Raw genomic sequence first — 25,093 nt, forward strand, 5'->3', positions numbered from 1 at the left:
GTCGTCGGCGTCGCGGTAACTACATCACCGCCGCCACGGCCGGGGCCAGATGCGGCCAGACCTCGACTGCGCCGCGATAGATCATGTCGAGCGCGACATAGAGGATGATCACGAGACCGATATAGGCGATCCAGTGATAGCGGTTGAGCAGCCGGGCGATAAAGCCGGCGGCGATGCCCATCATGGCGATCGAAAGCGCAAGGCCGATTACCAGGATCGTCGGATGTTCGCGGGCAGCGCCGGCAACAGCGAGCACGTTGTCGAGCGACATCGAGACGTCGGCGACGACGATCTGGATGGCCGCCTGCATGAAGGTTTTCCTCGGCGCCTCGGAGCCTTGTCCGCTTTCACCCGCCGCGTTTGCTGCCTGCTGTTCGCGAATTTCGCGCCACATCTTCCAGCAGACCCAAAGCAGCAGGATGCCGCCGGCGAGCAGCAGGCCGATGATTTCGAGCAGTTGCACCGTGACGCTGGCGAGCGCGATGCGCAGAACCGTGGCGGCGATGATGCCGACGAGAATGACCTTCTTGCGTTGGTCCGTCGGCAGGCCAGCGGCGGCAAGACCAATCACGACGGCGTTGTCGCCGGCGAGAACGAGGTCAATGACGATGACTTGAAGAAGCGCCGCCAGGCCGGCAGCGGTAAAGATTTCCATGATGCAACAGTCCCCCGACCTGCATATGCGAGATATAGATATGACTAACGGATAAAGCACTGCCGTGCCGCTGGATCAAGACCACTGGACGGAAATCCTCAACGACGGCCCTGCCGCGTCTCAATCGAGAAGATCGAAAGCCCGGTACATCCAGACGAGCTGGTAGGCGACGGCTGCGACGACGAAGACCGCGTGAAAGCGGCGGCTCGGGGTCCAGGCGGCGGCAATGCAGAGCAGGATGTAGGCGGCGTTGCGCGCCGGGTACTCAAAGCCGTAGGACGCGAAATAGGCCTTTCCCTTCAACGCGGTGTCGACGAGATCGACCGCAAAGGCAAGCGCCAGGGCACCAAAGAACCAGGCCCGGCGCGACATGAAGTAGTGTTCGTAGTCGCTGTAGTCGTCGAGCGTCGTTGGAAACAGCATGACGCAGAGAAAGAAGAAGACGCAGCAATAGAGGACGACGAAGAGGTAGACGCTGACATCGATCACCGCCAGCGAATGCAGGTGGAACTCCCACCACCAGAAGTGCACGAGGAAGACGAACATGAACAGGACCCAGCCAAGGTGGATCCAGTAGACGCGCGTCTTGCCGGGATGCTGGACGAAGAGTGCAATGCCGCTCAAGAGCCGAGCGAGGCTCAGGCTGACGATCATGCCCATGACGACGCGGATATGCGAGAAGATCTCCGGGTCGGTATGGGCAGGCTCCATACGCCGCGCTCCTATTCTTCCGCCGGCACCGGCTTCGGTTTGCCGTTCTCGTCGAGCGCGACCATCACGAAGATCGCGTCCGTCACCTTTTCCATCAGATGCGAGAGATAACGCTGCGCCCAGGCTTCGACCTTGAGCGTCATCGAGGTGCGGCCAACCTTGACCACGTCCGTATAGATGCAGAGCGTGTCGCCGATCTTGACGGGCAGCGCGAAGGCCATTTCCTTGACCGCCGCCGTCACGACGCGGCCGCGGGCGCGTTCTGCCGCGCGGATGCCGCAGGACAGGTCCATCTGCGCCATCACCCAGCCGCCGAAGATGTCGCCCGCCGCATTGGCATCGCCCGGCATGGCGAGCGTGCGCAAGGTGAGTTCGCCGGTCGGTCTCGTCTGTTCGGTCATGCAGCCTGTCTCCCTGTTGGAGACAAGATGTAACCCGAGCGCGCTTGCGGAGGGAAGACCCCGCTGCCGCACAAATGCTGGCAACGTCCTTGAGGTGCCGGCTCGTTATACTTTCGCAGGGGGTGAATGAGGAATGCCAAATTTAGGGGTTCCTCGTTAGGGGCTTTGCAAAGACCTCATCCTAACCTGCAGGCTCTGGGAGTGCCTGCCGGCTATGCCGCGGCAGCCAGGATTTGGGGCGGCGCGGGGAGCGCCGAGGGGCAGGGGATTGGCAATGAAGAAATTCAGGATTTCGGCGCGTCTCTACGCGCTGGTGGCATTTGCGCTTTTGACCATGGCGGCGGCGCTGACCTTCGGTCTGTTCCAGGCGCAGGAAAAGCTCGTCGGCGAACGAAAGGCGATGCTTGCGGCGATGGACGAGAACGCGATCGCCGTGTTCGACGCCTATCACAAGCTGGAAGTGGCCGGCACGCTGCCGCGCGAGGAGGCGCAGAAGCGCGCGCTCGAAGCGATCAAGGCGATGCGCTACCAGGGCAGCGGCTATTTCTGGGTCAACGACATGCATCCGACCATGATCATGCATCCGATCAAGCCGGAGCTCGACGGCAAGGACCTCACCGAAAACAAGGATCCCAACGGCAAGCAGCTCTTCGTCGAGTTCGTAAAGACCGTCGAAAAGAGCGGCCAGGGTTTCGTCGACTACTACTGGCCGAAGCCCGGTGCCGACGCGCCGGTGCTGAAGTATTCGCACGTTGCCGGCTTCAAGCCCTGGGGCTGGGTGGTCGGGACCGGCGTCTATGCCGACGACCTGGCGGCGATGTTCCGCGACCGCGCCTGGCAGGTTGCCGGCATTCTTGCCGCCGCCGCTCTTGCCATCCTGATGGCGGCACTGGCGATCGTGCGCAGCGTCGTCAAGCCGGTCGAAAAGCTGAAGGCCTCGATGCGGGCGATCGCCGACGAAGATCTGTCCTCGGAGGTGCCGGAAACCGACCGTGGCGACGAGATCGGCCAGATGGCCAAGGTCCTCGTTGTCCTGCGTGACTCGGTGCGCGAACGGCTGGAGTTGCGCTCGCGTGAGGCAGAACAGCAGGAGCGACTGAGTTCCGAGCGGCGCGGCAACGAGCAGCGCCAGCGGGCGACGGCTGAGGCGCAGGCCGAGACGATGGAAACCGTTGGTGCGGCGCTCGAACTCCTGGCGAGTGGCGACCTCACCGCCGAGATCAGCCATATCGCGCCGGAATACGGCAAGCTGCGGGACGACTTCAACACGGCCGTCGCAGCCCTTCGCGATGTCATCGGCTCGATCTCGCATTCGACCGAGATCGTCACCGCCAGCGCCGGCGATATTTCCGAAGCGGCAAACAATCTTTCCCGCCGGACGGAGCAGCAGGCAGCCGCCCTTGAAGAGACGGCCGCGGCACTGGACGAAATCACCTCGACAGTTCGCCATGCCTCCGAACGGGCAAACGAAGCGCGTGAGATGGTCGACCGGACCAGGACCAGCGCCGCAAAGTCCGGCGGCATCGTGCGCAATGCCATCGACGCCATGGGGCGGATCGAAAGCTCGTCCGGCCGCATCGGCCAGATCATCGGCGTCATCGACGAGATCGCCTTCCAGACGAATCTGCTGGCGCTCAACGCCGGGGTCGAGGCAGCGCGCGCCGGCGAGGCGGGCCGCGGCTTTGCCGTCGTCGCACAGGAAGTGCGCGAGTTGGCGCAGCGTTCGGCCGGAGCCGCCAAGGAGATCAAGGAACTGATCGGCGCCTCGGTGCGCGAGGTCGGCGCCGGCGTCGATCTGGTTCGCTCCACAGGCGAGGCGCTCTCGGAGATCGAGGCGCAGGTCAACCGGGTCAACGAGCAGGTGGCCTCGATCGCCACGGCTGCGCGCGAGCAGGCGACCGGGCTGCAGGAGGTCAATGTCGCCGTCAACAGCATGGACCAGATGACCCAGCAGAACGCGGCGATGGTGGAGGAAACGACGGCGGCGAGCCAGACGCTGGCGGCCGAAAGCCGCGAGCTGAAGTCGCTGCTGACGAAGTTCCGGCTGCAGCCTTCAGGCTCGCACGCGGGTTACGGCCGCGCCGCCTGACGCCTCAGGTTTGTCGATTGCGACCCGCGCGCGACGCCGCGCGGGTTTTTCATTCGGGGTCGGCCGCAATGCTGTCGCAAGGATACGCGTTTAGGTGCCGCCGTCGTCACACCGGTTGTCGTGCACGGAGACATTCTCCGTCTTGACCTCAGCACCGCCGGGGATAGATACGCGAGAGGCGGGAGGTGTTCGACGGGGCGTCGCTCCGGTTGCCGGCCGCTGCACCAGAGGGGACACCATGGCACTTCTCAAACTACTTCTGACCCGGCCGATCGCGCTGATGATGCTGGCGCTCGGGTTTCTTTCCGCCTGTACCGTCGTCGTCGACGAGCCGCGGCCGGGGCCGAGGCCCACGCGCCCGCAGGCCTGCACGATGGAATATGCGCCGGTTTGTGGCGAGCGCGGCAATCGTATGCGCAGCTTCCCGAATTCCTGCCAGGCGCGCGCTGACGGCTTCAACGTCATCCACCGCGGCGAGTGCCGTCCGGACTATCGCCCGCCGGATCGCGAGCCGCAGGCCTGCACGATGGAATACAATCCGGTGTGCGGCCAGCGCGGCCGCCGCACGCAGACCTTCTCGAACGCCTGCCAGGCGCGTTCCGAGGGCTTCCAGGTGATCGGCCGCGGCGAATGCCGCAGGGAGGACGACCGTCCATCCGAGGGCCAGTTCTGCACCCGCGAATATGCCCCGGTCTGCGGCCAGCGTGGCAGCCGCATCGAAACCTTCTCCAACGCCTGCGAGGCGGGTGGTGCCGGTTTCCAGATCGTCCATCGCGGCGAGTGCCGCTAAGGCCCAAGCGATCACGCCTTCAGCATGCGAGCCCGCGTCCGACGAGGACGCGGGCTCTTTTTTGTCGGTATGGATGGACCATTCGCAGCGCGGACACCCCATTTCCAGCGGTTGGCGCGCAAGCCTTCGTTTACCGTATTTGAATAAAATGCCAGGCAAATTAGGCTTTTTGTCCGCTGTGCCCGGTTTGCGACACAGGCAAAAGGCAGCAATTGCAGGTGCTGTAGCAACCATTGCGTGCCAATTGAACGCGGTGGCGGCGGCAGGGGCAGCGGGGCGATGACGGTGGTCTTTTTCGGGCCGCCTGGAGGAAGGCGCAGTTCGGTATGGCCTATGTTACTCGTCTCCATCGCCCGCTGACGGCGCTCGTTCTTTCGTTTTCGCTCGTCACCTGCTCGACCGATGACGCGCTTTCGCCGCCCGGCCGCATCGATGGCGGGGCGCGGGTCGGGTCGATCGGGCCGGTTCCTGTCGATGCCGTGCCGGCAGAGGAGGTGGCCGCCTATCCGGCCGCCACGCAGCGTTCGACCTTCCAGACCAATCCGCAGCACGCGGCGCCTCAGCAGACGCGCCGCGCGCTTCCGATGCTCGATAGCGACGAGGCGGTGGCGACGGGCGCGCAGCCGGCAAGCGCCGGCTTGAGCGCTATTCCCCAAGAGGGCGTCAACATGGATGCGATGCTCGGCGTGGAGCAGCCGGTGGTGGGGCTTGCGGAGGAGCAGAGCAACGACATTGCCGAGGGCAATGCCAGCCAGCCGGTGGTCGGCGGCATTGGTGACGAGAATGTGCGCCAGCTCGGCGGCGTAAACAGCGCCGCGCCGGCCGAAGCGAACCTTGGCTATGACCCGGATCTGCCGCCGCTGTCGCCGGACAAGATGGCCGCCGAACAGGCGCAGCGCGCCCGCGCCATGGAACAGCAGCGCCTTCAGCGCACGCAGGAGCCGCAGCAGGTCGCCTTCCTGCCGCGCGCCAACAATCCGATGTCGACGCCCGAATATACCGGCGCGATGCCCGGTTCCGAGATTGCTTGCCGCCAGCGCCTGAAAAAGCTCGGCGTCACCTTCAGCGACATTCCGCGCATCAGCAACGGTCCGTCCTGCGGCATCGACTATCCGATCGAACTCAGCGGGCTGTCCGGCGGCATCGGTGTGAAGCCGGCGGTCAAGCTCAATTGCGAGGTGACCGAGGCTTTCGCGAAGTGGGTGAAGTACGAACTCGCCCCGTCGTCACGCTACCGCTACTGGTCCGGCATCAAGACGATCAAGCCGCTTGGCGGCTACTCCTGCCGTACGATGAATTCGCGTCGCGGCAATCCGATGTCGGAACATGCGCGCGGCAACGCCATCGATGTCGGCAAGTTCGTGCTGAAGAACGGCAAGGAAATCGACGTGCGCAAGAAGGGCTTCTTCGCCTTCCGCGAGAAGGCATTGCTGAAGGCCGTGCGTTCCGACAGCTGCAAGTACTTCAACACCGTGCTCGGCCCGGGCAGCGACCCCTTCCACAAGGACCATTTCCACTTCGACCTGAGGACGCGCAAGACCGGCTATCGGCACTGCGATTAGGTGTTCAGCCGGTTGGCACCAGTGGTTCCCGGCTGCCGGCTATCGAAGCTCGGAAGCCGGCAAAAAAAGAGGCCGGCGGGGAGGCCGGCCCAACGACCGGAGCAAAAGGGGGAGGCTCCGGCCTGCAAATCACGAGCGCAAATCAAAGGGCGATGTTGCGGCCCGCGCGTTGCAAACTGATCGAAGAGCGTCACGGTTTCGTGACAGCTGGGCGTGATTGCTGTGGTCGGCCGAACAAATCCTGCGCCGGCTTTCGTTCGAGTGCGTTCCTGGCTGGCTGTCGGCGAAGATCTCCGAATCGACCTGATTCCTTAAATAAGTAGTATTATACTTTAGGTTTTACTCGTCCGGGTCGCGTTCCGATCGGTTGCCCCAAATATGGCGATTCCCGGCATTTTCGGATCCAATTGTAACAGACTGAATTTTCTATATGTTTTTCTGCATATGAGAAAACCTCGGGTTGGCGAGGCCGTGCCGATCTCTCCGTTTCGTCTGGTTTTGTAATAAGTAATACGATATTATATTATTTCGTATAACAATCTTGGATAGTGTCTGGTTGGCCGCTACAAGCATTGGGGGCCCTACTCACTCCTTGACGCCACAGGAGGACGAAATGGGAACGGTCATGCAATTTCCGGGGATGCGCAGCGATATGGCTGTGCATGCCGCCGAAGTTTCTAAAATCCTCAGGACACTTGCCAACCGCAACAGGTTGCTGATCGTGAGCGCGCTGCTCGAAGGCGAGCATTCTGTCGCGGCGCTCGAGGAAATGCTGGGCATTCGCCAGCCCACGCTTTCACAGCAATTGACGGTGTTGCGGGATGCCGGCATTGTCGCGACCCGTCGGCAGGCCAAGCAGGTTTTCTATCGGCTCAGCCACGACAAGGTGGCGCGCCTCGTCGGCTCGCTCTATCAGATCTTCTGTCGAGATGGTTCAAAAGCATGAATGAATACGGGAATGCGCTGGCAGGCGGGCTGTTGATTGGCCTGTCGGCGGCGATCCTGATGGTGGCCACTGGCCGGGTGGCCGGCATCAGTGGCATCGCAGGGCGCCTGCTGCAGGGCGTACAGGCTTCGTCGGGCGCATTGTTCGTACTGGGGCTGATTGCCGGACCGGTGTTGTACCGCCTCATTTTCGATGCCTGGCCGTCGGTGACTGTGACGGCCTCCTGGCCGCTTCTCGTGGTTGGGGGCCTGCTGGTGGGCTTCGGCTCGCGCATGGGCTCGGGCTGCACCAGCGGTCATGGCGTTGTCGGGCTTGCAAGGCTGTCGCGCCGATCGATCGCCGCGGTCGCCACCTTCATGGGAGCGGCGATCGTCACGGTCTTCGTTGCGGGTTTCTTCGCATGAACAGCGCCTTGCTCCGCCTTGCCGCGACGCTCGTCTCCGGCGTCGTATTCGGGTTCGGTCTTTCGCTGTCGGGAATGCTCGATCCGGCCCGCGTGCGGGCTTTTCTTGACATAACCGGCAACTGGAACCCAAGCCTTGCCTTCGTGCTCGGCGGCGCTGTCTTCGTTTCGGCGCTCGGAGTTCTGGTGACGCGCCGGTTGGAACATCCGCTGTTCGACGGGACCTTTCATCTGCCCAACAATCAGGTCATCGACCGGCGACTGATCGTCGGCTCGGCGATCTTCGGCGTCGGCTGGGGGCTGGTCGGGCTTTGCCCGGGCCCGGCGCTCGCCTCGCTGTCGCTTGGCTTGCCGGCAACGGTCCTCTTCGTGGTGGCAATGCTGGCCGGGATGCTGATCCATGACCGGCTGGTTGACCGCAAGCTCCCGAGGCAGACATCGGCCGGGGCGGGCGCGGATACGGGACTGTCTCAGCGGCGTTGACGCACAGTCATCTTGTTTTTTCATTCCAGCCGGCTGCAAATCGGAATGAATTGTCCCATATAGGGCGGGACCTCAAGACTCTGCCCCTCCTTCCGGATCAGTTTTCATGGCGCCAATCGTTTCCGTTTCCAATCTGTCGAAGACTTATGCCTCCGGCTTCAAGGCGCTGAAGGGCGTCAGCCTCGATATCGAGGAAGGCGAGATCCTGGCGTTGCTCGGGCCGAACGGTGCCGGCAAGACGACGCTGATCTCGATCATCTGCGGTATCGTCAATCCGAGCGGCGGAACGGTGATGGTCGGGGGGCACGACGTGGTGCGCGATTTCCGCGAGACCCGCGCGATGATCGGGCTCGTGCCGCAGGAGCTGACCACCGACGCTTTCGAAACCGTCTGGAACACGGTCACCTTCTCCCGCGGGCTGCACGGCAAGAAGCCGAACCCCGCCCATATCGAAAGGGTGCTGAAGGACCTGTCGCTCTGGGACAAGAAGGACAACATGCTGCGCGAGCTTTCGGGCGGCATGAAGCGGCGCGTGCTGATCGCCAAGGCGCTGTCGCATGAGCCGCGGGTCCTCTTCCTCGACGAGCCGACGGCTGGCGTCGACGTCAACCTGCGCAAGAGCATGTGGGACGTGGTCGAGCGGCTGCGCGCCTCGGGCGTGACGATCATCCTGACGACACACTACATCGAAGAGGCGGAAGAAATCGCCGACCGCATCGGCGTCATCAACGGCGGCGAGATCCTGCTGGTCGAGGACAAGGCGGCGCTGATGTCGAAGCTCGGGCGCAAGCAGTTGCGCGTCGATCTCGCCCATCCGCTGGATGGCGTGCCTGACGTGCTCTCGGGTTACAACCTGACGCTCGAAGGCGACGGCCATTGTCTGATCTACGATTATGACACCAGCGCCGAGCGGACCGGGATCACCACCTTGCTCGCCGCCTTGGCGGAGGCCGGCATCAGGCTCAAGGACATTTCCACGCGACAGAGCTCGCTGGAAGACATTTTCGTCGAAATCGTGGGGGCAGGGCGATGAACATCGAAGCGATCAAATCGATCTATTTCTTCGAGATGGCCCGCACACGCCGCACACTTCTGCAGAGCGTGGTGTCGCCCGTTATCTCCACGTCGCTCTATTTCATCGTCTTCGGCGCGGCGATCGGCGGCCGCATCCAGGAGATCGACGGCGTTTCCTATGGCGCCTTCATCACGCCCGGCCTGATGATGCTGACGCTTCTGACCCAGTGCATCGGTAACGGGTCCTTCGGCATCTATTTCCCGAAATTCACCGGCACGATCTACGAGGTGCTTTCCTCGCCGGTCTCGATGGTCGAGATCGTGCTCGGCTATGTCGGCGCCGCGGCGACCAAGGGGATGATGATCGGCACGATCATTCTCCTGACGGCATCGCTCTTCGTCGACCTGACGATCGCTCATCCCTTCGTCATGGTCTTCTTCTTCGTGCTGACGGCGATTTCCTTCAGCCTGTTCGGCTTCATCATCGGCATCTGGGCCAAGGATTTCGAGCAACTGAACCTGATCCCCATGCTGGTGATCCCGCCGCTCGTCTTCCTCGGCGGCAGCTTCTATTCGGTGAAGATGCTGCCGCCCTTCTGGCAGGCCGTCAGCCATTTCAACCCGGTGCTGTACCTCATCAGCGGTTTCCGCTGGAGCTTCTTCGAGGTGTCGGACGTCAACCCGATCTTCAGCGCGGTGATCATCATTGCCTTCCTGACTGTCTGCATGTCGGTGCTCGCCTGGATCTTCCGCACCGGCTACCGCCTGCGTAACTGACTTCCGTCGGTCTGGTCAGGGTGCTAGCGCCGGTACGGCTCCACTGGCATAGGCGATGATCGTGCTGGCGACGGCCATCGCGAGCAGCGCCTGAAGAATCGTGACCACGACGTGGAGGAGCGACCGCACGGCGGAGAGCCCGAGGTCGGCCATGAACCAGCGCGTTTCGGCAACGATGTACCAGACGATCGAAGCGACCACGAAGGCGGCGCCGACAGTGGTGAAGGCGTTGTGCCCGGCCAAGAGCAATTGGCCACCGAGGCTGATGGCAAAAGCGAAGGGTGCCGTGACGTAGCACTGGCTGAAGAAGGGCGGACGCAGCGTCTCGCGTGTCAGCTTGGCACCCTTGTTGCGCAAGAGCTTCACGGCCATCAGCAGAGGCAGAATGCTGAAGGCGACAGCCCGAAACATCAGCAGGTTGGAGTCGGAGGCAAGCAGCGACGTCGGCGCCCAGGGAACTGCGCGGCTGACGAGACCGAGCTCCAGCCCATGCGCCAAGAGCAGCGTGATCAGCAGAAAAAGCGGCGGGCTCAGCGCATCCGAGTACTGCTCCGGCAGGTCGTCGCCGAGCTCGACGTCGGCATAGCGCATCATCGCCTGCGGGTGGCGCAGCGTGCGCCACAGGGTGAGCGGATAAAACAGCAGCCAGCAGACGAGCTCATAGAGCAGTTCCTCGATCGACTTCAGCAGTCGCATGAAATCCATGCCGTGCTCCCCTTGCTTCTATGCGTGGCACGACCGCGCGCCGGGGCCGATGCCGGTCAGTCGCGCAGACGCAGCTCGTCGGTACGCATCTGCAGCATCTCCAGCGTCGACAGGAAGCTCATGCCGAGCAGGCTCTGATCGAGCTTGCCCTTGGCTGCGACCGTTGCGCCGATGTTGCGGCGGGTGATCGGGCCGATCGAGATCTCCTGAAGCATCACGGGGGCTGCCTGGGCCCGGCCATTGGCTGTCATGACCGTGACGATATAGTTGAGGTTGGCCGGGTCGAGGCCGATCTTTTCCGCATCTTCATAGGTGAGCGCGATGTTGCTGGCGCCGGTATCGACCAGCATGCTGATGTCCTTGCCGTCGACCGTCGCAGTGGTCTCGAAATGACCGTTCAGCATCTTCTGCAGCACCACTTCCTGCTGTCCCTCGCTGTCGGTGATGATGGTGGCGCGGCCGGGGATGAGGCCGGCGAGCAGGCGGTTGCCGAAGCCCTCCAACTCGAAACGGTAGACATAGGCCGAGACCAGCGCCAGAACGACGAAGAGCCAGATGGCGATCTGACGCAGGCCTTCGCCGAAGCGGTGGCGGCTCTGCAGGATGCCGGCGCCGATCAGCGTGGCGATGGCCCCGAGCGAGACCAGTTGCCCGAACTGGTCATTGGCGAGCCCCATGGTGCGGCCGGTGTCGTGGTTGATGATCAGCAGGATGAGGCCGATGGCCAGGATCGAGAGCAGGATGGCAAGACGGGTCATGCTTCGCCGCGTTCCCTCGCCATGCGCGTGCGTCGGGTTTCGCGCCGCGGCTTGCGTTCGACGGTCTCAAGCCGCGCAGGCAACTCGCTCATGATCGCGCGGCGTTCGGCATCGGTATAGAGCGTCCAGCGTCCGACTTCGTCGCGGGTACGGCCGCAGCCGAAACAGTAGCCGGTCTTGTCATCGATCGAACAGACGAGAATGCAGGGAGATTCCATGGGCGTGCTCAGTTTTCCCTTGATATATCGATGTTTCAAACCGTCAGCGCAAGGGCACCGAGCACGGCGATTTCGGTCAGTTGCTGCGTCGCCCCGATCGTGTCGCCCGTTTGTCCGCCGATCTTGCGCATCGCCAGCCGAGCGAAGCCCTTGACCGTGGCAAGGAATGCGACGAGCGCCGCGATGACGCCGAGCGCCGGGACCTGCGCGAGATAGAAGAGCAGCATTGCGACAAGAAGTCCGAAGGCAAGCGCGAAGCGCGTGGCCGCCGGTTCCGGCTCGCCAGCCGAGGCCGCGACGCCGCCGCTGCGCGCCGGCGGAAGCGACGACCAGTGCCAAACCATGGCGGCGCGGCTGAGGCACGCTGCGCCAAGGATCGCCATGGCGGCGCCCAGCGGCGAAAAGAGCGGCAGGATCGAGGCGAGCGCCGAGACGCGCAGGCCGAAGGAGAGGATGAGGGCGACGGCCGCATAGGTGCCGATGCGGCTGTCCTTCATGATCGCAAGCGCCGCTTCGCGGTCGCGACCGCCGCCAAAGCCATCGGCCGTGTCGCCAAGCCCGTCTTCGTGCAGTGCGCCGGTGACAAGCGCCTGGATGGCGACGACGACAAAGGCGGCAAAGAGCGAGCTCACCTGCAGCGCCATGAGGGCCATGGCGACGGCCGCCGATGGCAGTGCGATCGCCAGGCCGGCTAGCGGGAAGGCGCGCACGGCACGGCTCAAGCGCCCGTCATAACCTTCGAAATGGCGCGCAGGCATCGGGATGCGGCTGAGAAAGCCGATCGACCGCGCCACATCGTCACAGAAATCGCCAACGAAGCCCATGGCTCCTCCAAGGTTGCGGCCATTGACCCGGCCGCTGCCAAACTCGCCGACTGCGGCGAGTCTCGCAAGCCGGGCGGGCGCACCCGCGAGGGCCGCGCACACTTTTCCCAGACCTTTCATAGGCCGTCTGCGACCGCTCGCGGATCGAGACGGCGACGCCGATTGGCGCAAATGTCGTTGCCCGAATTTTCGGCGCCCTCTATGAGGGGCGTAGATAGAGCTTCACGATGATGCAAGGATTCCTCCGATGAGTGCTAGCGGCCTGCCGTTTGATGATTTTCGCGAATTGTTGCGCAACCTGCCGGGCCCGGATGCGGCAGCCCTTGTTGCCGCGCGGGAGCGGGACGCCCAGCTGACGAAGCCGCCGGGTGCGCTCGGCCGCCTCGAGGAAATCGCCTTCTGGCTCGCCGCCTGGACGGGCAAGGCGCCGGTGGTCAACCGGCCGCTGGTGGCGATCTTTGCCGGCAACCACGGCGTCACCCGCCAGGGCGTGACCCCGTTCCCGTCATCCGTCACCGCACAGATGGTCGAGAATTTTGCCGCCGGTGGCGCTGCGATCAACCAGATCTGCGTCAGCCACGACCTCGGGCTGAAGGTCTTCGACCTCGCACTCGAATACCCGACCGGTGATATCACCGAGGAAGCCGCGCTGTCCGAGCGCGATTGCGCCGCGACCATGGCCTTTGGCATGGAGGCGATTGCCGGCGGCACGGATCTTCTGTGCATCGGCGAAATGGGCATCGGCAACACCACAATCGCGGCCGCGATCAATCTCGGCCTTTATGGTGGCACGGCCGAAGAATGGGTCGGTCCGGGTACCGGCTCCGAAGGCGAGGTGCTGAAGCGCAAGATCGCCGCGGTCGAAAAGGCCGTGGCGCTGCATCGCGATCACCTGTCCGATCCGCTCGAACTGATGCGTCGCCTCGGCGGTCGTGAGATCGCGGCCATGGCTGGCGCCATCCTGGCCGCCCGCGTCCAGAAGGTACCTGTCATCATTGACGGCTACGTGGCGACCGCTGCGGCTTCGATCCTGAAGGCGGCCAACCCGTCGGCCCTCGACCATTGCCTGATCGGCCATGTTTCGGGCGAACCGGGGCATCTGCGCGCGATCGAGAAGCTCGGCAAGACGCCGCTGCTGGCACTCGGCATGCGGCTTGGCGAAGGCACGGGCGCGGCCCTTGCCGCCGGTATCGTCAAGGCGGCGGCTGCTTGCCACAGCGGCATGGCGACCTTTGCCCAGGCCGGCGTCAGCAACAAGGAATAGTGAAGTTCCGGCCGGGCTTTGCAGGAAGGCCGGCCGGTTTCTGTCCAAGGCCTGTCACGGGCGCGAAGCTGTCGCGTGCCGGGCCTTGATGGATGCGTCCTTCTCGCCTATCCAAAGCGCAAATGCGCGCCCTAGCTATAGTCTTGGGTGCCTGCAACCGAGACCGCCTTGCATTCGCCTCAATCACGATGTCGAAGCAAGCACAGTTTCAAGCCCTGTCGAGACGAAATGGACGCCAAGAACACCACGCACCGCATTGGACAGACGGGTCCTGTCGAGAAGCAGACCGGCATTCGGCATCTCTTTGCCGCTGCGAGCTATTCGCTCGGCGGCGCCAAGCGGCTGATCGGCGAGGCTGCCTTTCGCCACGAGCTGATCGCCTTTGCCGCCGCGATGATCGCTTTCATCATCGTCGGCGCAACCTTCTTCCAATATGTGGCGATGGCGATCCTGTTCCTGCTGATGATGGCCTTCGAGGCGATCAACACGGCAATCGAGGAAATTGTCGATCGCGTTTCTCCCGAAATCTCGGAAATGGGTAAGAACGCCAAGGATCTCGGCTCCTTCGCCTGCCTCTGCCTGATTGTCGCCAACGGTGTCTATGCCGCCTATGTCGTGATCTTCGACGGCTTCATGAACTGACCGGCTAGCGGGCCGGCGCCTTCACCCGATAAAGCACATGCGGACGCAGCGGGTTGCCCCCGGGTACCGTGACGTCGTCGAAATCATCAGCCGGATCCGAGCGCATGCCCAATCTTTCCATCAGCGCCCGCGAAGGCTGGTTGATGCGCGAGGTATAGCCGATAACCTCGGCAAGGCCGAGTGTGCGCCATGCATGGTCCAGGCAGGCGCTCGCCGCTTCCAGCGCGTATCCTTGCCGCCAGTACGGGCGGGCAAGGATCCAGCCGATTTCGACATGCGGTCCGCCGGGGATTTCGTCTCCAGCCCCAGAAAGGCCGAGACCGCCGATCAGCGCACCATCGGATTTGCGTTCAACGGCGAGGAAGCCGAAGCCGCGATCGGCGAGATGGCGGGCGCAGTCGGCAATCATCGTTGCCGTTTCGTTGCGCGTCAGAATGGCCGGATAATAGTAGCGCCGGACTTCGGGATCGGCATTGGCAAGAGCGAAAGGCGCGATATCGCGTCCTTCCCAGGGCCGAAGCCTGAGGCGCTGCGTTTCGATGTGCATGGATCAGGCGAAGCTCTTGCGGCGGCGAACCGGGGCTGCGACATCCTCGATCGCCGGCAGGCTTTCGAGCACGCGGCGCGCCGGCAGGATGGCGATCGCCTCTGTACCTTCGCGCAGCTTCGAGCGCAGGATGAATTCGCCATTGTGCTTGGCGAGGATGGCCTGGACGATCGGCAGGCCGAGGCCCGTGCCCTGTTCGGCGCTCTTGATGGCGATCGAGCCCTGGCCGAAGGCAGAGAGCACGATCGGGATTTCTTCCTCGGGAATGCCGGGGCCGTTGTCCTTGATCGAGAGATACTGGCCGCCGCCCGCGGTCCAGCCGACCTTGAAGGTGACTTCGCCGCCGGTATTGGTGAACTTCACGGCATTCGACAGCAGATTGAGAATGACCTGGCGCATCGACTTTTCGTCGATCCAGACCGAGGGCATGCCGTGTTCGAACTGCTGGTGGATGGTGATGTTCTTGGCGCGGGCCTTCAGTTGCACCATGCCGATGCAATCCTCGGCGATATCGACCAGGCTGACCGAATCCTCGTTGAGGTCGTAGCGGCCGGCCTCGATGCGCGACAGGTCGAGGATCTCGTTGATGAGGTTCAGCAGGTGCTCGCCAGAGCGGTGGATGTCGTTGGTGTATTCCTTGTAGGTCGGGTTGCTGAGCGGGCCCAGAACCTCTGTCGACATCACCTCGGAGAAGCCGAGAATGGCGTTCAGCGGCGTGCGCAGCTCGTGCGACATGGATGCGAGGAAGCGCGACTTGGCGAGGTTTGCCTCTTCGGCACGCCGGCGGGCTTCGTCGGACATCGACTTTGCAACTTCGAGTTCCGCGATCAGGTCGTCTTTTTCCGATTGAACGGAGAGGATGTGCACGCTTGCGCGGTTCATGCGATCCGTCATCAGCACCAGAAAGAGCAGCGACAGCGAGATGACGCCGGTGAGCCCCATATAGATCACGTCGCCGGTCGTGAGCGATGCAAAGGCGAGGGCTGCCACGACCGGGGCGAAAGTGTAAAGGAGCGCATTGCGCAGCAGGAACGTGCCCATAGCGGTCGCAGCAAGCGCGACCAGCAGCACCGTGCCCTCGAAGAAGCCGAAGCGCACGTTGCCGCAGCTCGCGCAATCCTGTGCGACGAAGGTCGCCCAGCAGAGGCCCATCAGCACCTGGCCGAGCAGGAAGCGGCGGCGCCAGACCGGAACCTTCTCGGCGCTGATGTCTTCCCGGCGTGCCTTGCGCGCAAAGAAGAGCGTGACGGCATGGGCCGAGAGCGTCATGACCGCCCAGAGGACGAAACCGAGATTGCCGGAGAGATAGATGCCGACCGCCGCAATCAGCGTAACAAGCACCGGAATGGCGATCGCGCCATGCAGAGCACTGTCAATGTAGAGATTGAGCATCTCGCGCTCGAAGCCCGAGGGCACCGACGAGCCTGTCTGCAGCCGCTCACGCGTCGCGCGGACCGTCCTCGAAACAGCCTTGTTTCGATGGCTACGCGATTTGTCGACGATAATCTTATCGGTCGATGTGCTGGCAGCGATACTCATGCTCATATGCGACGGTTGCGATTGCGTTGCAGTCTAGTGAGCAATCCTTAAGAAGTTGCTGCGGTGCGTGAAGGATTCGACAACCATTGTGGCGCAGCCGTGTTCAGGTCGTGATGGATCGCGCTGCATGTGAGGTTCCTTCTCTAATCTTTTGGAATCGACCATGTTTATGACGCGCTGGTCTGCGAGGCAGTCCCGCGGCAATCGAGGTTAGGGCAGGCGTGAAATTCGGACGGACGACATATCGGTTTCCCAAGGGCCGCGGCAGGTCCCGCGGTCATGCGCCGTCCGGCGGACGTGGCGGCATGGCCGGCGGATGGATCATTCTCATCCTCTTGGCGATCGGCGCCTTTGTCGCCGACAGGCTGCCCGTCGGAGAGCGATCTGCGACCGGTTCGGCACGGGGCGCGGCGATCGCGAGCGACGGCGACAGCCTGCGGATCGACGGTAAACGCGTCCGCATCGAGGGCATCGACGCGCCGGAGCTCGACCAGACCTGCAGGCGCGACGGCGTCGCCTGGGACTGCGGCCGCGAGGCGCGCGACAGATTGCGGGCGCTCGTCTCGGCGGGTGATGTGCGCTGTCGGTTTCACGGCCGGGACAAATACGGCCGCGAGCTCGGCGTTTGCGATGCTGCCCACCGCGATGTCGGGCGCGAGATGGTGCTTTCGGGCTATGCGGTGAGCTACGGGCGCTATGAGGCTGAGGAGGCAAGGGCAGAACGGGAGCAGCGCGGGCTCTGGGCCGGCGAATTCGTGAAACCGCAGGAGTGGCGCCGGACGAACGGTCATCCCGACGAGGGGCCGCACCTCATCGATGGCTGGCTTGCGGCGATCCGCAGCTGGCTGCTCGAACGCCTGACCGCACTTTTTTCCGGTATCGCCGATGCCTGACGACCGCATTGCTCAACTCGATCGGTTGCGGGCGGAAATTTCGGCCTGTCGCATCTGTCGCGACAGCCCGCTGCGCGGCGAGGCCGACCGGCTGCCGCACGAGCCGCGGCCTGTGGCGGTGATCTCCACTGCGGCGCGCATCCTGATCGCCGGGCAGGCGCCCGGACTGCGCGTGCATGACAGCGGTCTGCCGTTCAACGATGCGTCCGGCGATCGGCTGCGGCAATGGCTGGCTGTCGATCGCGAGAGCTTCTACGATCCGGAGAAATTCGCGATCGTGCCGATGGGTTTTTGCTTTCCGGGCTATGACGCCCATGGCAGCGACTTGCCTCCGCGGCGCGAATGCGCGCCGCTCTGGCGCCACCGGGTGATGGAGCAGATGCCGCAGGTGGAGCTGGTGCTGGCGATCGGCCACTATGCGCAACGCTGGCATATCGGTCCGGACTGTCCGAAATCGATGACCGAGACGGTGAAGAACTGGCGGCGCTACGCGATGCGCAACGCCGTGCCGGCGGTCCTGCCGTTGCCGCATCCGAGCTGGCGCAACACCGGCTGGCTGAAGCGAAATCCCTGGTTCGAAGCGGACGTGCTGCCCTTCTTGCGCGAACGTGTCCTCGTTCTCACGAACTGAAACAATTTTCTTTATCTTCATCAATTTCGCGCTATAGAGGGAAAAATAATTCGAGAGGGACTTTTATGGATCGCCTAGACCGCAAAATCCTGCGCCTGCTGCAGGAGGATTCCACGCTGGCCGTTGCCGACCTTGCCAAGAAGGTCGGGCTTTCGACCACGCCGTGCTGGCGGCGTATCCAGAAGATGGAAGAGGACGGCGTCATCCGCCGCCGCGTCGCGCTGCTCGATCCGGTGAAGATCAACACCAAGGTCACGGTCTTCGTGTCGATCCGTACGAACTCCCATTCGATGGAGTGGTTGCGCCGCTTCTCCGAGGTCGTGTCCGAATTTCCGGAAGTCGTCGAGTTCTACCGCATGAGTGGCGACGTGGACTATCTGCTGCGTGTCGTCGTGCCTGACATCGCGGCTTATGACGCCTTCTACAAGCGCATGATCGCCAAGATCGAGATCCGCGACGTTTCCTCCGTCTTCGCCATGGAGCAGATCAAGTATACGACCGAGCTGCCGCTCGACTACATGATGATCGACCAGGCGAAGTCCAGCGAGGACTGACCTCAGCTAGCAGACTCAGGCGAGGCCAAGCCTTGCCAGGATCTTGTCGTTCGACAGTTCGCGAACCGCGTCCTTGCCCGTCCAGCGGGCGGCGCGGTTCGAGCTTTCCGCCAGTCGCTTCGCAAGCGCAAGAGCCGGGCCGTGGCAGGCGGCGTTGCGCTTGCCGATCTGCCGGAGCGCCCAGTTGACCGCTTTCTTCACGAAGTTGCGCTCGTCGCCGGAATGCTGCTCGATCAACGGCAGCCAGGCGAGAAGCGCTGCGTCCGGTTCTTTCTTCAGGTGAACCGCTGCCGTCGCGATCATCGCAAAGGCGATGCGGCGGACGAATTCCCGTTCGTCGGCTGAAAATTCCGGGATCAGTTCGCGCTCGAAGCGCGCGGCAATAAAAAGGTCGGCGACGGTATCGACCACTTCCCAGGAATTGCAATCTTCCGCCCAACGGCGCGCCTCGTCGAGCGTCAGTACTTTCGGATCGGCGGTGAAGGCGGCCAGGATGCGCGCCTCGCGAATGCCGGTTTGCCAGAGCGCCAGCGCCCGGCGGTGATCGGTCTTCACCAGCCGGGTGATCTTGTGAAGCTCGACGTTGGAAAGCCCGATGGCGGCGTCGGTGACGATACCGAAACGCGCCATGCCGGCGAGATTGTCTTCAGAGCCGAGAGACCGCAGGTGAGCGATGATCTCGCCCGCGGTCGAGGACGGGCTAAGGCTCACTTTTCGAGGCGGGCGAGCAGCGAGGACGTATCCCAACGGTTGCCGCCCATTTCCTGCACATCGCCGTAGAACTGGTCGACCAGCGCGGTCACCGGCAGCTTGGCGCCGTTGCGGCGGGCTTCGGCGAGCACGATGTCGAGGTCCTTGCGCATCCAGTCGACGGCGAAGCCGAAGTCGTACTTGCCGGCATTCATCGTCTTGTGACGGTTTTCCATCTGCCAGGAGCCGGCTGCCCCCTTGGAGATGACGTCGACGACCTTCTCGATGTCGAGACCCGCCTTTTTGCCGAAGTGGATGCCTTCGGCGAGCCCCTGGACGAGGCCGGCAATGCAGATCTGGTTGATCATCTTGGTGATCTGGCCGGCACCGGCCGGACCCATCAGGCCGACCATGCGGGCAAAGGCTTCGATGACCGGCTTGGCGCGATCGAAGGCGGCTTCGTCGCCGCCGCACATCACCGTCAGAACGCCGTTTTCGGCGCCTGCCTGGCCGCCGGAAACCGGGGCGTCGACGAAGTGGGCATTGCGGGCCTTGGCCGCTTCGTAGAGTTCGCGGGCGACCTCAGCGGAGGCCGTGGTGTTGTCGATGAAGACGGCGTTGGCCTTCAGCTTTTCGAAGGCGCCGTCCTTGGCCGTCGTTACAGAGCGCAGGTCGTCGTCGTTGCCGACGCAGCAGAAGACGAAATCGGCGCCATCGGCGGCCTCTGCCGGGGTACGCGCCGCGCGACCACCGAACTCGGCCGCCCACTTTTCGGCCTTGGCGAAGGTGCGGTTATAGACCGTCAGCTCGTGACCGCCGCGGACCTTGAGGTGACCGGCCATGGGGTAGCCCATGACGCCGAGACCGATGAATGCAACCTTTGCCATTTTCCGAATACTCCCATTGCTTTCGCCTTGGTGTAGCCGATGGCGCGGGTGCGGAAAAGAGAGAAGGGAGCATCGTGCGATGCTCCCTTCTCATGATGCTGTCATGGCCCGATCAGGGCTTGAAGCGCGCGACCACCAGATGTCCGGCGATCGGCTCACCTTCTTCCAGGCGCACCGTGATGTCGCCGACTTCGACGATCTCGAAGCCGGTGGCGGCGAGACGGTCGCGCAGGTAGCTCTCGGCATGGGCAAAGCGCTGGTGCGGGCCGACCATGAAATTGCGGCCGGCGAAGGTCTCTGCGGGCAGGGTTTCGCTGGAGAAGATCAGCAGGCCGCCCGGGACGAGGTTGTCGACCGCGCCGAAAAACAGCGCTTCGAGCGCGCCCATATAGGGAAGCACGTCGGTGGCGACGATAAGGTCGAAGGGCTCGTCGTCATTGTCGTCGAGAAAGTCGACCGCCTCTGCAACGTAAAGCGTCTCGTAGAGGTCTTTTTCGTGGGCGATCTCGACCATGTTTTCGGAGAGGTCGACGCCGGTGATGTCTTCGGCCATGTCGCGGAGCGCGCCGCCGGTCAGGCCCGTGCCACAGCCAAGATCCAGCACCCGGTCGAAGGGGCCGAGTTCAAGCGCCTGCAGGCGCTGGCGGACGAGGAGCGGCACGCAGTAGCCGAGCTGGTCGACGAGCACGTTGTCGAAGACTTCGGCATGCTGGTCGAAGAGCGTGGCGACATAGGCATCGGGCGCCTTCACCGGCGTTTCGCCGCGTCCCATCGAGGCCAGTCGCACGGCAGCGCCGCCGTGGTCTTCCGGATCGAGCGCCAGCACTTCGGCATAGGCTTGCGCCGCGGCATCGAACTTGCCGGACTTTTCCAGGGAGAGGGCGCGGTTATAGGCCTCGGCCAGCGCTTCCTCGTCGATTTTCGTGCTTTTCTGGGTCATGGGCGCTTCTTACGTCCGCAGCCGGTTTTTGGCAATCGCCGTCGGCGAAAGGTTTGCGGGCGTGGATCTGGCGTTTTGGCGGTCAGTGGCAGGATTTCCTTGGCCTTCCGGACGAAAAACGTCGCCATGCGGCGCCATCGGGATTTATCGGCGACAGGAAAGGAGTCATCATCGCAAGCATAAGAAAAGACGGGAGGAATGCCGATGTCCGCCGAGCTTGGGCCGCTGATCTTGAGCGCCGAAACGAAGGAGCCGAAAGGCCCGCCCTTGCCGCAGACGTCGCAGGAGCAGATCAACGCGGTGGTACACTATTATCGCGGCGAAATGGGGCGCATGGCCGGCTGGCGCGACCGCATCGACCGGACCTCCAACTGGGCAATCACCGTCGTTGCGGCGCTGCTCTCGGTCTCGCTGTCGACACCGTCGTCGCATCATGGCGTGCTGCTCTTCGCCATGCTGCTGATTACGCTCTTGCTCCTGATCGAAGCCCGGCGCTATCGCTTCTTCGACGTCTATCGCGCCCGGGTACGGCAATTGGAGCGCGGCTACTTCGCCCAGATCCTGGCGCCCGATGGCACGCCGAACCTCAATTGGGCGGCGTCGATCGCCAAGAGCCTGCGCAAGCCCGCTTTCCTGATGAGCTACCGCGAGGCGCTTTGCCGCCGGCTGCAGCGCAATTACTGCTGGATGTATCTGATCCTGCTGCTCGCGTGGGCGCTGAAGATTTCCTCGCCGAAGATCTCCACCAATGGCGAGCCCTTCGGCCACGTGCGCTCCTGGATGGACGTCGCCCAGAATGCGGCCCTCGGTCCCTTGCCCGGCTGGCCGGTGATTGTTGGTGTCATCGTGTTTTACGGGCTGGTGCTCTACGGCTCGCTGCACAAGGAGCCGCGCGAAGGCGAACTCGCGCATGGGGAGGTGCATGTCTGAGGGCGCCGGGCGTCACGCCTCGCCGATCCAGGGTTCCTGGTGACAGAGAGCGGTCGCCGTCGGCGGCTCTCAGTGCAGAATGAGCTCGCCCTTCAGTGCGCGCCATTCGGTGGCCGAGATCAGCTTGCGGTGCACGTAGCGCACCGAATGCAGCGGCCCGTCCAGTTTCTCTTCCCAGAATTTCAGGAAGCTGCGCATTTCGGGGAAGTCCGGCGCAATGTCGTAATGCTGCCAGATATAGGTTTGCAGGAAGGCCGGATGGTCGGGCAGGTGGTAGAGGATCTGCGCCGTCGTCAGTCCGTAGCCCTTGAGCTGAAGTTCCATCTCGTTCGTCATGTGGACCTCACTTCTCGCAAAGGTTGGTCCCTATGATGAAACGCCTGATTTGTTAATCAAGGGCTAATATTTGTCCCGAAGTGAAACTTTCTCGTGAAATAACAAAAGCTTGGCAGCCTCTCTTAGGGAGTGCTGCCAAGCTTGTTCGAAACCGACGTAGAAAGCCTATCGCTTCAGATGGCGGGTCAGCCGCGCTTCCAGCAGGCTCCAGATGTTGCGCAGGATCTCGACCATGATGAGGTAGAGAATGGCTGCCCAGATATACATCTGGAAGTCGAAGGTACGCGAGAAGGCATAGCGGGTTTCGCCCATGAGATCGAAGACTGTGACGATCGCGACGATCGCCGAGCCCTTGATCATCAGGATGATCTCGTTGCCGTAGGGGCGCAGCGCCACGATCATTGCCTGCGGCAGGATGATCTTCCAGAAGGCGACGCGCTGGGGAAGGCCAAGCGCGTCAGCGCCTTCGCGCTGGCCGCGCGGCACGCTCTCGATCGCGCCGCGCAGGATTTCCGCCTGGTAGGCCGCAGTGTTGAGCGTGAAAGCGAAGATCGCGCAGTTCCACGCGTCGCGGAAGAACCACCACAGGCCGACCGCTTCCAGCTGCGGGCGAAAGCTGCCGAGGCCGTAGTAGATGAGGAAGAGCTGTGCCAGCAGCGGCGTGCCGCGGAAGAAGTAGACGTATCCGTAGGCGAACCACGACAGGACCTTGTTCTTCGACATGCGGGCAAAGGCGATCGGCAGCGACAGGATAGCGCCCATGACGATCGAAAGGCCGACCAGCATCAACGTGACGCCGAGGCCGTTGATGAAGCGCGGGCCGTATTTGGCAAACTTGTCCGGATCCCAGCCGCCGACCACGGTCAGGAAGATACCGACGCCGAGTGCCAGCCAGATGCCGAGCGCAACGCTGCCGACGAAGCGGGTGAGCGTGTAGGGCTTCGGCGGAACCGGCGGCGGCGCCTGCGGCGGGATCATCGTTGCAACGACACTCATCGGCCCATCTCCGCACGTTTGGTTCGCCGTTCAATGTAGGAGAAGACGATCGAGGAAATCATCGCGAGGATCAGGAAGAGCACGCAGGCAACACCGTAGAATTCGAAGGCCTGCTTGGTCACGCGGGCGGCAATGCCGGTCTGGCGCAGGATGTCGGTCAGGCCGACGACCGAGACGAGGGCGGTGTCCTTGAGCAGCGCCATCCAGAGATTGCCGAGACCGGGCAGGGCGATGCGCACGAGCTGCGGCAGGATGATGAGGCGCATGGTGCGGCCGCGATGCAAGCCAAGGGCGTCACCGGCTTCGTATTGTCCATGCGGGATGGCCTTGAAAGCCGACAGCAGCACCTCCGAGCAATAGGCGGAGAAGACGACGCCGAGTGCGATCATGCCGGCGAAGAAGGCATTGATCTCGACCGGACCGTCGTAGCCGAGCGATGCCAGCAGTTGTTGAACGAGGATCTGCAAGCCGTAATAGACGATGAAGAGCGTCAGCAGTTCGGGCAGGCCGCGGAAGATCGTCGTGTAAATGTTCGACGCGAGCCGAACCGTGCGCTCTTCGGACTGTTTGCCCAGCGCGATGAAGAAGCCGATCAACAGGCCGACGGGCAGCGTTGCGATGGCAAGGCTCGCGGTAATGACGAAGCCGTGGGCGATATCGTCGCCCCATCCGGTGTCACCGCAGGCGAGAAGCGTGCCAGGTGCGAGCCAGGTAAAGACCCCGACCGGGCCGCAGAATGGATCGACGATCGATCCGATCCAGGAGAGGATGGAATAGAAGCCGGCAAACAACCCGCTCATGTCAGAGATTTCCCCTTTTGCGCTGTTTTTATGCGTATCGATCGCGCTTTGTTTTAGGCACTTGTCAAACAAAAACGGCGGAAGGGCAAGCCATCCGCCGTTGCAATTTTCGCATCAACCGACGTTTTTCCGGCATGATTCACTATGGATTCGCACCAGAAACCGTCAATCAGCTGCCATAAACGTCGAATGGGAAGTACTTTTCGTTGATTTCCTTGTACTTGCCGTTGGCGCGGATCGCTTCGATCGCCTTGTTGAACTTCTCGCGCAGCGCATCGTCGCCCTTGCGGACCGCGATACCGGCGCCGTCGCCGTTGATAACGGGGTCGATCGGCAGGGTGCCGAGCAGCTTGCAGCAGGCGCCGTCAGCGGTCTTCAGCCATTCCGAGAGCACGACGACGTCGTCGATGACCGCATCGATACGGCCGTTGGCGATGTCGAGCTTGTACTCATCAGCCGTCGGATAGAGCTTGATTTCGGCACCCTTCATATGCGCTTCGGCATAGTTGGAATGGGTGGTCGAGCCTTGCGCGCCGAGCGCCTTGCCCTGAAGGGCGGCTGCGGTTGCCTCGGTGATCGGCGAATCCTTCGGCACGACGATTGCCGGCGGGGTGTTGTAGTACTTGTTGGTGAAGTCGACCTTTTCCTTGCGCTCGGCGGTGATCGACATGGACGCGATGATGGCGTCGAACTTCTTGGCGATGAGCGCCGGAATGATGCCGTCCCAGTCCTGCGTCACGAAAGTGCACTCGGCCTTCATTTCCACGCACAGCGCCTTGGCGATGTCGATGTCGAAGCCCGTCAGCGTGCCGTCCGCTTCCAGGTTGTTGAAGGGCGGGTAGGCGCCTTCCGTGCCGATCACGACCTTTTCGCCGTCGGCCATGGCCGAGCCTGCCATGAGCACGAAAACGGCAGCCGATGCGGCGGCTGCCAGCCGCTTGGAAATACGCATGATAGTCCTCTCTGTTGGTCGACATCCGGCATTGTTGTTTTTCGCGGATGCCAATTTCAGCCGGGGCGTCTGCCGCCGGTTGTGGCGATATTCGTACTCTTTTCCACTAAAAATCAACAGGAAAGCGAAGGCGCTCAACGGGAATCAAGTTTCGAC

At 62.9% G+C, this 25,093-nt stretch carries 30 protein-coding genes; 14 read left to right on the forward strand and 16 right to left on the reverse strand.

From position 1 onward, the window contains the following. Nucleotides 1–19 precede the first annotated feature (19 nt). The 3 genes from OVA00_RS28510 to OVA00_RS28520 all read right to left on the reverse strand — a co-directional run bounded on the left by OVA00_RS28510 (nt 20) and on the right by OVA00_RS28520 (nt 1,767). On the reverse strand, nt 20–655 hold the full coding sequence (locus OVA00_RS28510) for a TerC family protein (RefSeq protein WP_034795244.1): 636 nt from the start codon (nt 653–655) through the stop codon (nt 20–22). 120 nt (nt 656–775) lie between these two features. Further along, nucleotides 776–1,366, reverse strand: coding sequence for a hypothetical protein (locus tag OVA00_RS28515; RefSeq protein WP_060600902.1), 591 nt, complete (start codon nt 1,364–1,366; stop codon nt 776–778). An 11-nt stretch (nt 1,367–1,377) separates the two neighbouring features. Then, a complete protein-coding gene (locus tag OVA00_RS28520) occupies nt 1,378–1,767 on the reverse strand; it encodes an acyl-CoA thioesterase (RefSeq protein WP_043626011.1) in 390 nt (129 codons plus the stop codon). A 274-nt stretch (nt 1,768–2,041) separates the two neighbouring features. Between OVA00_RS28520 and OVA00_RS28525 the strand changes: the two genes are divergently transcribed. The 8 genes from OVA00_RS28525 to OVA00_RS28560 all read left to right on the forward strand — a co-directional run bounded on the left by OVA00_RS28525 (nt 2,042) and on the right by OVA00_RS28560 (nt 9,831). Further along, the gene (locus OVA00_RS28525; RefSeq protein ID WP_060520659.1) at nt 2,042–3,856 is read left to right on the forward strand and encodes a methyl-accepting chemotaxis protein; all 1,815 of its coding nucleotides are present in this window, start codon (nt 2,042–2,044) and stop codon (nt 3,854–3,856) included. Nucleotides 3,857–4,094: 238 nt separating this feature from the next. Then, nucleotides 4,095–4,646 carry a Kazal-type serine protease inhibitor family protein gene (locus OVA00_RS28530; RefSeq protein WP_034795236.1) on the forward strand — a complete coding sequence of 184 codons (552 nt, stop codon included), beginning with the start codon at nt 4,095–4,097 and terminating at the stop codon, nt 4,644–4,646. A 326-nt stretch (nt 4,647–4,972) separates the two neighbouring features. Further along, nucleotides 4,973–6,208: an extensin-like domain-containing protein gene (locus OVA00_RS28535; RefSeq protein ID WP_268090070.1), complete on the forward strand. Its 1,236-nt coding sequence runs from the start codon at nt 4,973–4,975 to the stop codon at nt 6,206–6,208. Nucleotides 6,209–6,821: 613 nt separating this feature from the next. Then, nucleotides 6,822–7,154, forward strand: a complete 333-nt coding sequence (locus OVA00_RS28540) for an ArsR/SmtB family transcription factor (RefSeq protein WP_034795232.1) — start codon at nt 6,822–6,824, stop codon at nt 7,152–7,154. Beyond that, nucleotides 7,151–7,558 carry a YeeE/YedE family protein gene (locus OVA00_RS28545; RefSeq protein ID WP_268090072.1) on the forward strand — a complete coding sequence of 136 codons (408 nt, stop codon included), beginning with the start codon at nt 7,151–7,153 and terminating at the stop codon, nt 7,556–7,558. Before OVA00_RS28540 ends, OVA00_RS28545 begins: the two co-directional genes overlap by 4 nt. After that, nucleotides 7,555–8,040, forward strand: a complete 486-nt coding sequence (locus OVA00_RS28550) for a YeeE/YedE family protein (RefSeq protein ID WP_268090073.1) — start codon at nt 7,555–7,557, stop codon at nt 8,038–8,040. The genes OVA00_RS28545 and OVA00_RS28550 overlap by 4 nt, the downstream gene beginning before the upstream one ends. A 106-nt stretch (nt 8,041–8,146) precedes the next feature. Further along, nucleotides 8,147–9,073, forward strand: coding sequence for an ABC transporter ATP-binding protein (locus tag OVA00_RS28555; protein ID WP_060520663.1), 927 nt, complete (start codon nt 8,147–8,149; stop codon nt 9,071–9,073). Continuing rightward, nucleotides 9,070–9,831 (forward strand): ABC transporter permease, encoded by a 762-nt coding sequence (locus OVA00_RS28560; protein ID WP_034795209.1) that lies wholly within the window; start codon nt 9,070–9,072, stop codon nt 9,829–9,831. The genes OVA00_RS28555 and OVA00_RS28560 overlap by 4 nt, the downstream gene beginning before the upstream one ends. 15 nt (nt 9,832–9,846) lie before the next feature. On the opposite strand, the gene OVA00_RS28565 is transcribed toward OVA00_RS28560, so the two are convergent. Genes OVA00_RS28565 through OVA00_RS28580 form a run of 4 tightly spaced genes read right to left on the reverse strand, consistent with a single transcriptional unit; the run spans nt 9,847 to nt 12,336 of the window. Then, nucleotides 9,847–10,536 carry a hypothetical protein gene (locus OVA00_RS28565; protein ID WP_060584982.1) on the reverse strand — a complete coding sequence of 230 codons (690 nt, stop codon included), beginning with the start codon at nt 10,534–10,536 and terminating at the stop codon, nt 9,847–9,849. A gap of 56 nt (nt 10,537–10,592) precedes the next feature. Then, nucleotides 10,593–11,294, reverse strand: coding sequence for a retropepsin-like aspartic protease family protein (locus tag OVA00_RS28570; protein ID WP_060520665.1), 702 nt, complete (start codon nt 11,292–11,294; stop codon nt 10,593–10,595). After that, nucleotides 11,291–11,512: a DUF1289 domain-containing protein gene (locus tag OVA00_RS28575; protein ID WP_060600889.1), complete on the reverse strand. Its 222-nt coding sequence runs from the start codon at nt 11,510–11,512 to the stop codon at nt 11,291–11,293. Before OVA00_RS28575 ends, OVA00_RS28570 begins: the two co-directional genes overlap by 4 nt. Nucleotides 11,513–11,547: 35 nt before the next feature. Beyond that, a complete protein-coding gene (locus OVA00_RS28580; protein ID WP_060600886.1) occupies nt 11,548–12,336 on the reverse strand; it encodes an adenosylcobinamide-GDP ribazoletransferase in 789 nt (262 codons plus the stop codon). A 247-nt stretch (nt 12,337–12,583) separates the two neighbouring features. Here OVA00_RS28580 and cobT point away from each other — a divergent pair, with 247 nt between their 5' ends. Both cobT and OVA00_RS28590 read left to right on the forward strand, forming a co-directional pair. Further along, nucleotides 12,584–13,600 (forward strand): nicotinate-nucleotide--dimethylbenzimidazole phosphoribosyltransferase, encoded by a 1,017-nt coding sequence (gene cobT / locus OVA00_RS28585; RefSeq protein WP_034795180.1) that lies wholly within the window; start codon nt 12,584–12,586, stop codon nt 13,598–13,600. A gap of 228 nt (nt 13,601–13,828) precedes the next feature. Then, complete coding sequence (locus OVA00_RS28590; protein ID WP_034795175.1) at nt 13,829–14,242, forward strand: diacylglycerol kinase; 414 nt, start codon at nt 13,829–13,831, stop codon at nt 14,240–14,242. A 4-nt stretch (nt 14,243–14,246) separates the two neighbouring features. Here OVA00_RS28590 and OVA00_RS28595 read toward each other — a convergent pair whose 3' ends face one another. Together OVA00_RS28595 and OVA00_RS28600 are read right to left on the reverse strand one after the other, a co-directional pair. Continuing rightward, entirely contained in the window at nt 14,247–14,789 is a 543-nt protein-coding gene (locus OVA00_RS28595; RefSeq protein ID WP_268090074.1) for a GNAT family N-acetyltransferase, read from the reverse strand. A gap of 3 nt (nt 14,790–14,792) precedes the next feature. Then, nucleotides 14,793–16,328 carry a sensor histidine kinase gene (locus OVA00_RS28600; RefSeq protein ID WP_090294420.1) on the reverse strand — a complete coding sequence of 512 codons (1,536 nt, stop codon included), beginning with the start codon at nt 16,326–16,328 and terminating at the stop codon, nt 14,793–14,795. A gap of 305 nt (nt 16,329–16,633) precedes the next feature. On the opposite strand from OVA00_RS28600, the gene OVA00_RS28605 reads away from it, so the two are divergent. The 3 genes from OVA00_RS28605 (at nt 16,634) to OVA00_RS28615 (ending at nt 18,406) form a co-directional block, all read left to right on the forward strand. Continuing rightward, on the forward strand, nt 16,634–17,221 hold the full coding sequence (locus OVA00_RS28605) for a thermonuclease family protein (protein ID WP_034795169.1): 588 nt from the start codon (nt 16,634–16,636) through the stop codon (nt 17,219–17,221). Then, on the forward strand, nt 17,214–17,852 hold the full coding sequence (locus OVA00_RS28610; protein WP_268090075.1) for a uracil-DNA glycosylase family protein: 639 nt from the start codon (nt 17,214–17,216) through the stop codon (nt 17,850–17,852). The genes OVA00_RS28605 and OVA00_RS28610 overlap by 8 nt, the downstream gene beginning before the upstream one ends. Before the next feature lie 65 nt (nt 17,853–17,917). Beyond that, complete coding sequence (locus tag OVA00_RS28615; protein WP_034795162.1) at nt 17,918–18,406, forward strand: Lrp/AsnC family transcriptional regulator; 489 nt, start codon at nt 17,918–17,920, stop codon at nt 18,404–18,406. 15 nt (nt 18,407–18,421) lie between these two features. On the opposite strand, the gene OVA00_RS28620 is transcribed toward OVA00_RS28615, so the two are convergent. The 3 genes from OVA00_RS28620 to OVA00_RS28630 form a co-directional block, all read right to left on the reverse strand. Then, complete coding sequence (locus OVA00_RS28620) at nt 18,422–19,117, reverse strand: DNA alkylation repair protein (protein WP_268090076.1); 696 nt, start codon at nt 19,115–19,117, stop codon at nt 18,422–18,424. Beyond that, a complete protein-coding gene (locus OVA00_RS28625; protein ID WP_192438142.1) occupies nt 19,114–19,983 on the reverse strand; it encodes an NAD(P)-dependent oxidoreductase in 870 nt (289 codons plus the stop codon). Before OVA00_RS28625 ends, OVA00_RS28620 begins: the two co-directional genes overlap by 4 nt. Nucleotides 19,984–20,095: 112 nt before the next feature. Continuing rightward, a complete protein-coding gene (locus OVA00_RS28630; protein ID WP_034795154.1) occupies nt 20,096–20,923 on the reverse strand; it encodes a class I SAM-dependent DNA methyltransferase in 828 nt (275 codons plus the stop codon). Between the two features lie 204 nt (nt 20,924–21,127). On the opposite strand from OVA00_RS28630, the gene OVA00_RS28635 reads away from it, so the two are divergent. Beyond that, the gene (locus OVA00_RS28635) at nt 21,128–21,853 is read left to right on the forward strand and encodes a DUF2270 domain-containing protein (protein ID WP_034795151.1); all 726 of its coding nucleotides are present in this window, start codon (nt 21,128–21,130) and stop codon (nt 21,851–21,853) included. Between the two features lie 69 nt (nt 21,854–21,922). Here OVA00_RS28635 and OVA00_RS28640 read toward each other — a convergent pair whose 3' ends face one another. The 4 genes from OVA00_RS28640 to OVA00_RS28655 form a co-directional block, all read right to left on the reverse strand. Continuing rightward, nucleotides 21,923–22,189: an usg protein gene (locus OVA00_RS28640; protein WP_034795148.1), complete on the reverse strand. Its 267-nt coding sequence runs from the start codon at nt 22,187–22,189 to the stop codon at nt 21,923–21,925. A gap of 165 nt (nt 22,190–22,354) precedes the next feature. Beyond that, on the reverse strand, nt 22,355–23,185 hold the full coding sequence (locus tag OVA00_RS28645) for an ABC transporter permease (RefSeq protein WP_060520672.1): 831 nt from the start codon (nt 23,183–23,185) through the stop codon (nt 22,355–22,357). After that, nucleotides 23,182–23,985 carry an ABC transporter permease gene (locus OVA00_RS28650; RefSeq protein WP_034795142.1) on the reverse strand — a complete coding sequence of 268 codons (804 nt, stop codon included), beginning with the start codon at nt 23,983–23,985 and terminating at the stop codon, nt 23,182–23,184. The genes OVA00_RS28645 and OVA00_RS28650 overlap by 4 nt, the downstream gene beginning before the upstream one ends. A gap of 169 nt (nt 23,986–24,154) precedes the next feature. Further along, on the reverse strand, nt 24,155–24,937 hold the full coding sequence (locus tag OVA00_RS28655) for an ABC transporter substrate-binding protein (RefSeq protein WP_034795139.1): 783 nt from the start codon (nt 24,935–24,937) through the stop codon (nt 24,155–24,157). Nucleotides 24,938–25,093: the final 156 nt, after the last annotated feature.

This window comes from Ensifer sp. SL37, assembly GCF_026672675.1.
Taxonomy (GTDB): Bacteria; Pseudomonadota; Alphaproteobacteria; order Rhizobiales; family Rhizobiaceae; genus Ensifer; species Ensifer adhaerens.

Excerpts from the sequence above, each read along its gene's own strand:
- OVA00_RS28510 (WP_034795244.1), bottom strand. The coding sequence starts at position 655 with ATGGAAATCTTTACCGCTGCCGGCCTGGCGGCGCTTCTTCAAGTCATC.
- OVA00_RS28515 (WP_060600902.1), bottom strand. The coding sequence starts at position 1,366 with ATGGAGCCTGCCCATACCGACCCGGAGATCTTCTCGCATATCCGCGTC.
- OVA00_RS28520 (WP_043626011.1), bottom strand. The coding sequence starts at position 1,767 with ATGACCGAACAGACGAGACCGACCGGCGAACTCACCTTGCGCACGCTC.
- OVA00_RS28525 (WP_060520659.1), top strand. The coding sequence starts at position 2,042 with ATGAAGAAATTCAGGATTTCGGCGCGTCTCTACGCGCTGGTGGCATTT.
- OVA00_RS28530 (WP_034795236.1), top strand. The coding sequence starts at position 4,095 with ATGGCACTTCTCAAACTACTTCTGACCCGGCCGATCGCGCTGATGATG.
- OVA00_RS28535 (WP_268090070.1), top strand. The coding sequence starts at position 4,973 with ATGGCCTATGTTACTCGTCTCCATCGCCCGCTGACGGCGCTCGTTCTT.
- OVA00_RS28540 (WP_034795232.1), top strand. The coding sequence starts at position 6,822 with ATGGGAACGGTCATGCAATTTCCGGGGATGCGCAGCGATATGGCTGTG.
- OVA00_RS28545 (WP_268090072.1), top strand. The coding sequence starts at position 7,151 with ATGAATGAATACGGGAATGCGCTGGCAGGCGGGCTGTTGATTGGCCTG.
- OVA00_RS28550 (WP_268090073.1), top strand. The coding sequence starts at position 7,555 with ATGAACAGCGCCTTGCTCCGCCTTGCCGCGACGCTCGTCTCCGGCGTC.
- OVA00_RS28555 (WP_060520663.1), top strand. The coding sequence starts at position 8,147 with ATGGCGCCAATCGTTTCCGTTTCCAATCTGTCGAAGACTTATGCCTCC.
- OVA00_RS28560 (WP_034795209.1), top strand. The coding sequence starts at position 9,070 with ATGAACATCGAAGCGATCAAATCGATCTATTTCTTCGAGATGGCCCGC.
- OVA00_RS28565 (WP_060584982.1), bottom strand. The coding sequence starts at position 10,536 with ATGGATTTCATGCGACTGCTGAAGTCGATCGAGGAACTGCTCTATGAG.
- OVA00_RS28570 (WP_060520665.1), bottom strand. The coding sequence starts at position 11,294 with ATGACCCGTCTTGCCATCCTGCTCTCGATCCTGGCCATCGGCCTCATC.
- OVA00_RS28575 (WP_060600889.1), bottom strand. The coding sequence starts at position 11,512 with ATGGAATCTCCCTGCATTCTCGTCTGTTCGATCGATGACAAGACCGGC.
- OVA00_RS28580 (WP_060600886.1), bottom strand. The coding sequence starts at position 12,336 with ATGGGCTTCGTTGGCGATTTCTGTGACGATGTGGCGCGGTCGATCGGC.
- cobT (WP_034795180.1), top strand. The coding sequence starts at position 12,584 with ATGAGTGCTAGCGGCCTGCCGTTTGATGATTTTCGCGAATTGTTGCGC.
- OVA00_RS28590 (WP_034795175.1), top strand. The coding sequence starts at position 13,829 with ATGGACGCCAAGAACACCACGCACCGCATTGGACAGACGGGTCCTGTC.
- OVA00_RS28595 (WP_268090074.1), bottom strand. The coding sequence starts at position 14,789 with ATGCACATCGAAACGCAGCGCCTCAGGCTTCGGCCCTGGGAAGGACGC.
- OVA00_RS28600 (WP_090294420.1), bottom strand. The coding sequence starts at position 16,328 with ATGAGTATCGCTGCCAGCACATCGACCGATAAGATTATCGTCGACAAA.
- OVA00_RS28605 (WP_034795169.1), top strand. The coding sequence starts at position 16,634 with ATGGCCGGCGGATGGATCATTCTCATCCTCTTGGCGATCGGCGCCTTT.
- OVA00_RS28610 (WP_268090075.1), top strand. The coding sequence starts at position 17,214 with ATGCCTGACGACCGCATTGCTCAACTCGATCGGTTGCGGGCGGAAATT.
- OVA00_RS28615 (WP_034795162.1), top strand. The coding sequence starts at position 17,918 with ATGGATCGCCTAGACCGCAAAATCCTGCGCCTGCTGCAGGAGGATTCC.
- OVA00_RS28625 (WP_192438142.1), bottom strand. The coding sequence starts at position 19,983 with ATGGCAAAGGTTGCATTCATCGGTCTCGGCGTCATGGGCTACCCCATG.
- OVA00_RS28630 (WP_034795154.1), bottom strand. The coding sequence starts at position 20,923 with ATGACCCAGAAAAGCACGAAAATCGACGAGGAAGCGCTGGCCGAGGCC.
- OVA00_RS28635 (WP_034795151.1), top strand. The coding sequence starts at position 21,128 with ATGTCCGCCGAGCTTGGGCCGCTGATCTTGAGCGCCGAAACGAAGGAG.
- OVA00_RS28640 (WP_034795148.1), bottom strand. The coding sequence starts at position 22,189 with ATGACGAACGAGATGGAACTTCAGCTCAAGGGCTACGGACTGACGACG.
- OVA00_RS28645 (WP_060520672.1), bottom strand. The coding sequence starts at position 23,185 with ATGAGTGTCGTTGCAACGATGATCCCGCCGCAGGCGCCGCCGCCGGTT.
- OVA00_RS28650 (WP_034795142.1), bottom strand. The coding sequence starts at position 23,985 with ATGAGCGGGTTGTTTGCCGGCTTCTATTCCATCCTCTCCTGGATCGGA.
- OVA00_RS28655 (WP_034795139.1), bottom strand. The coding sequence starts at position 24,937 with ATGCGTATTTCCAAGCGGCTGGCAGCCGCCGCATCGGCTGCCGTTTTC.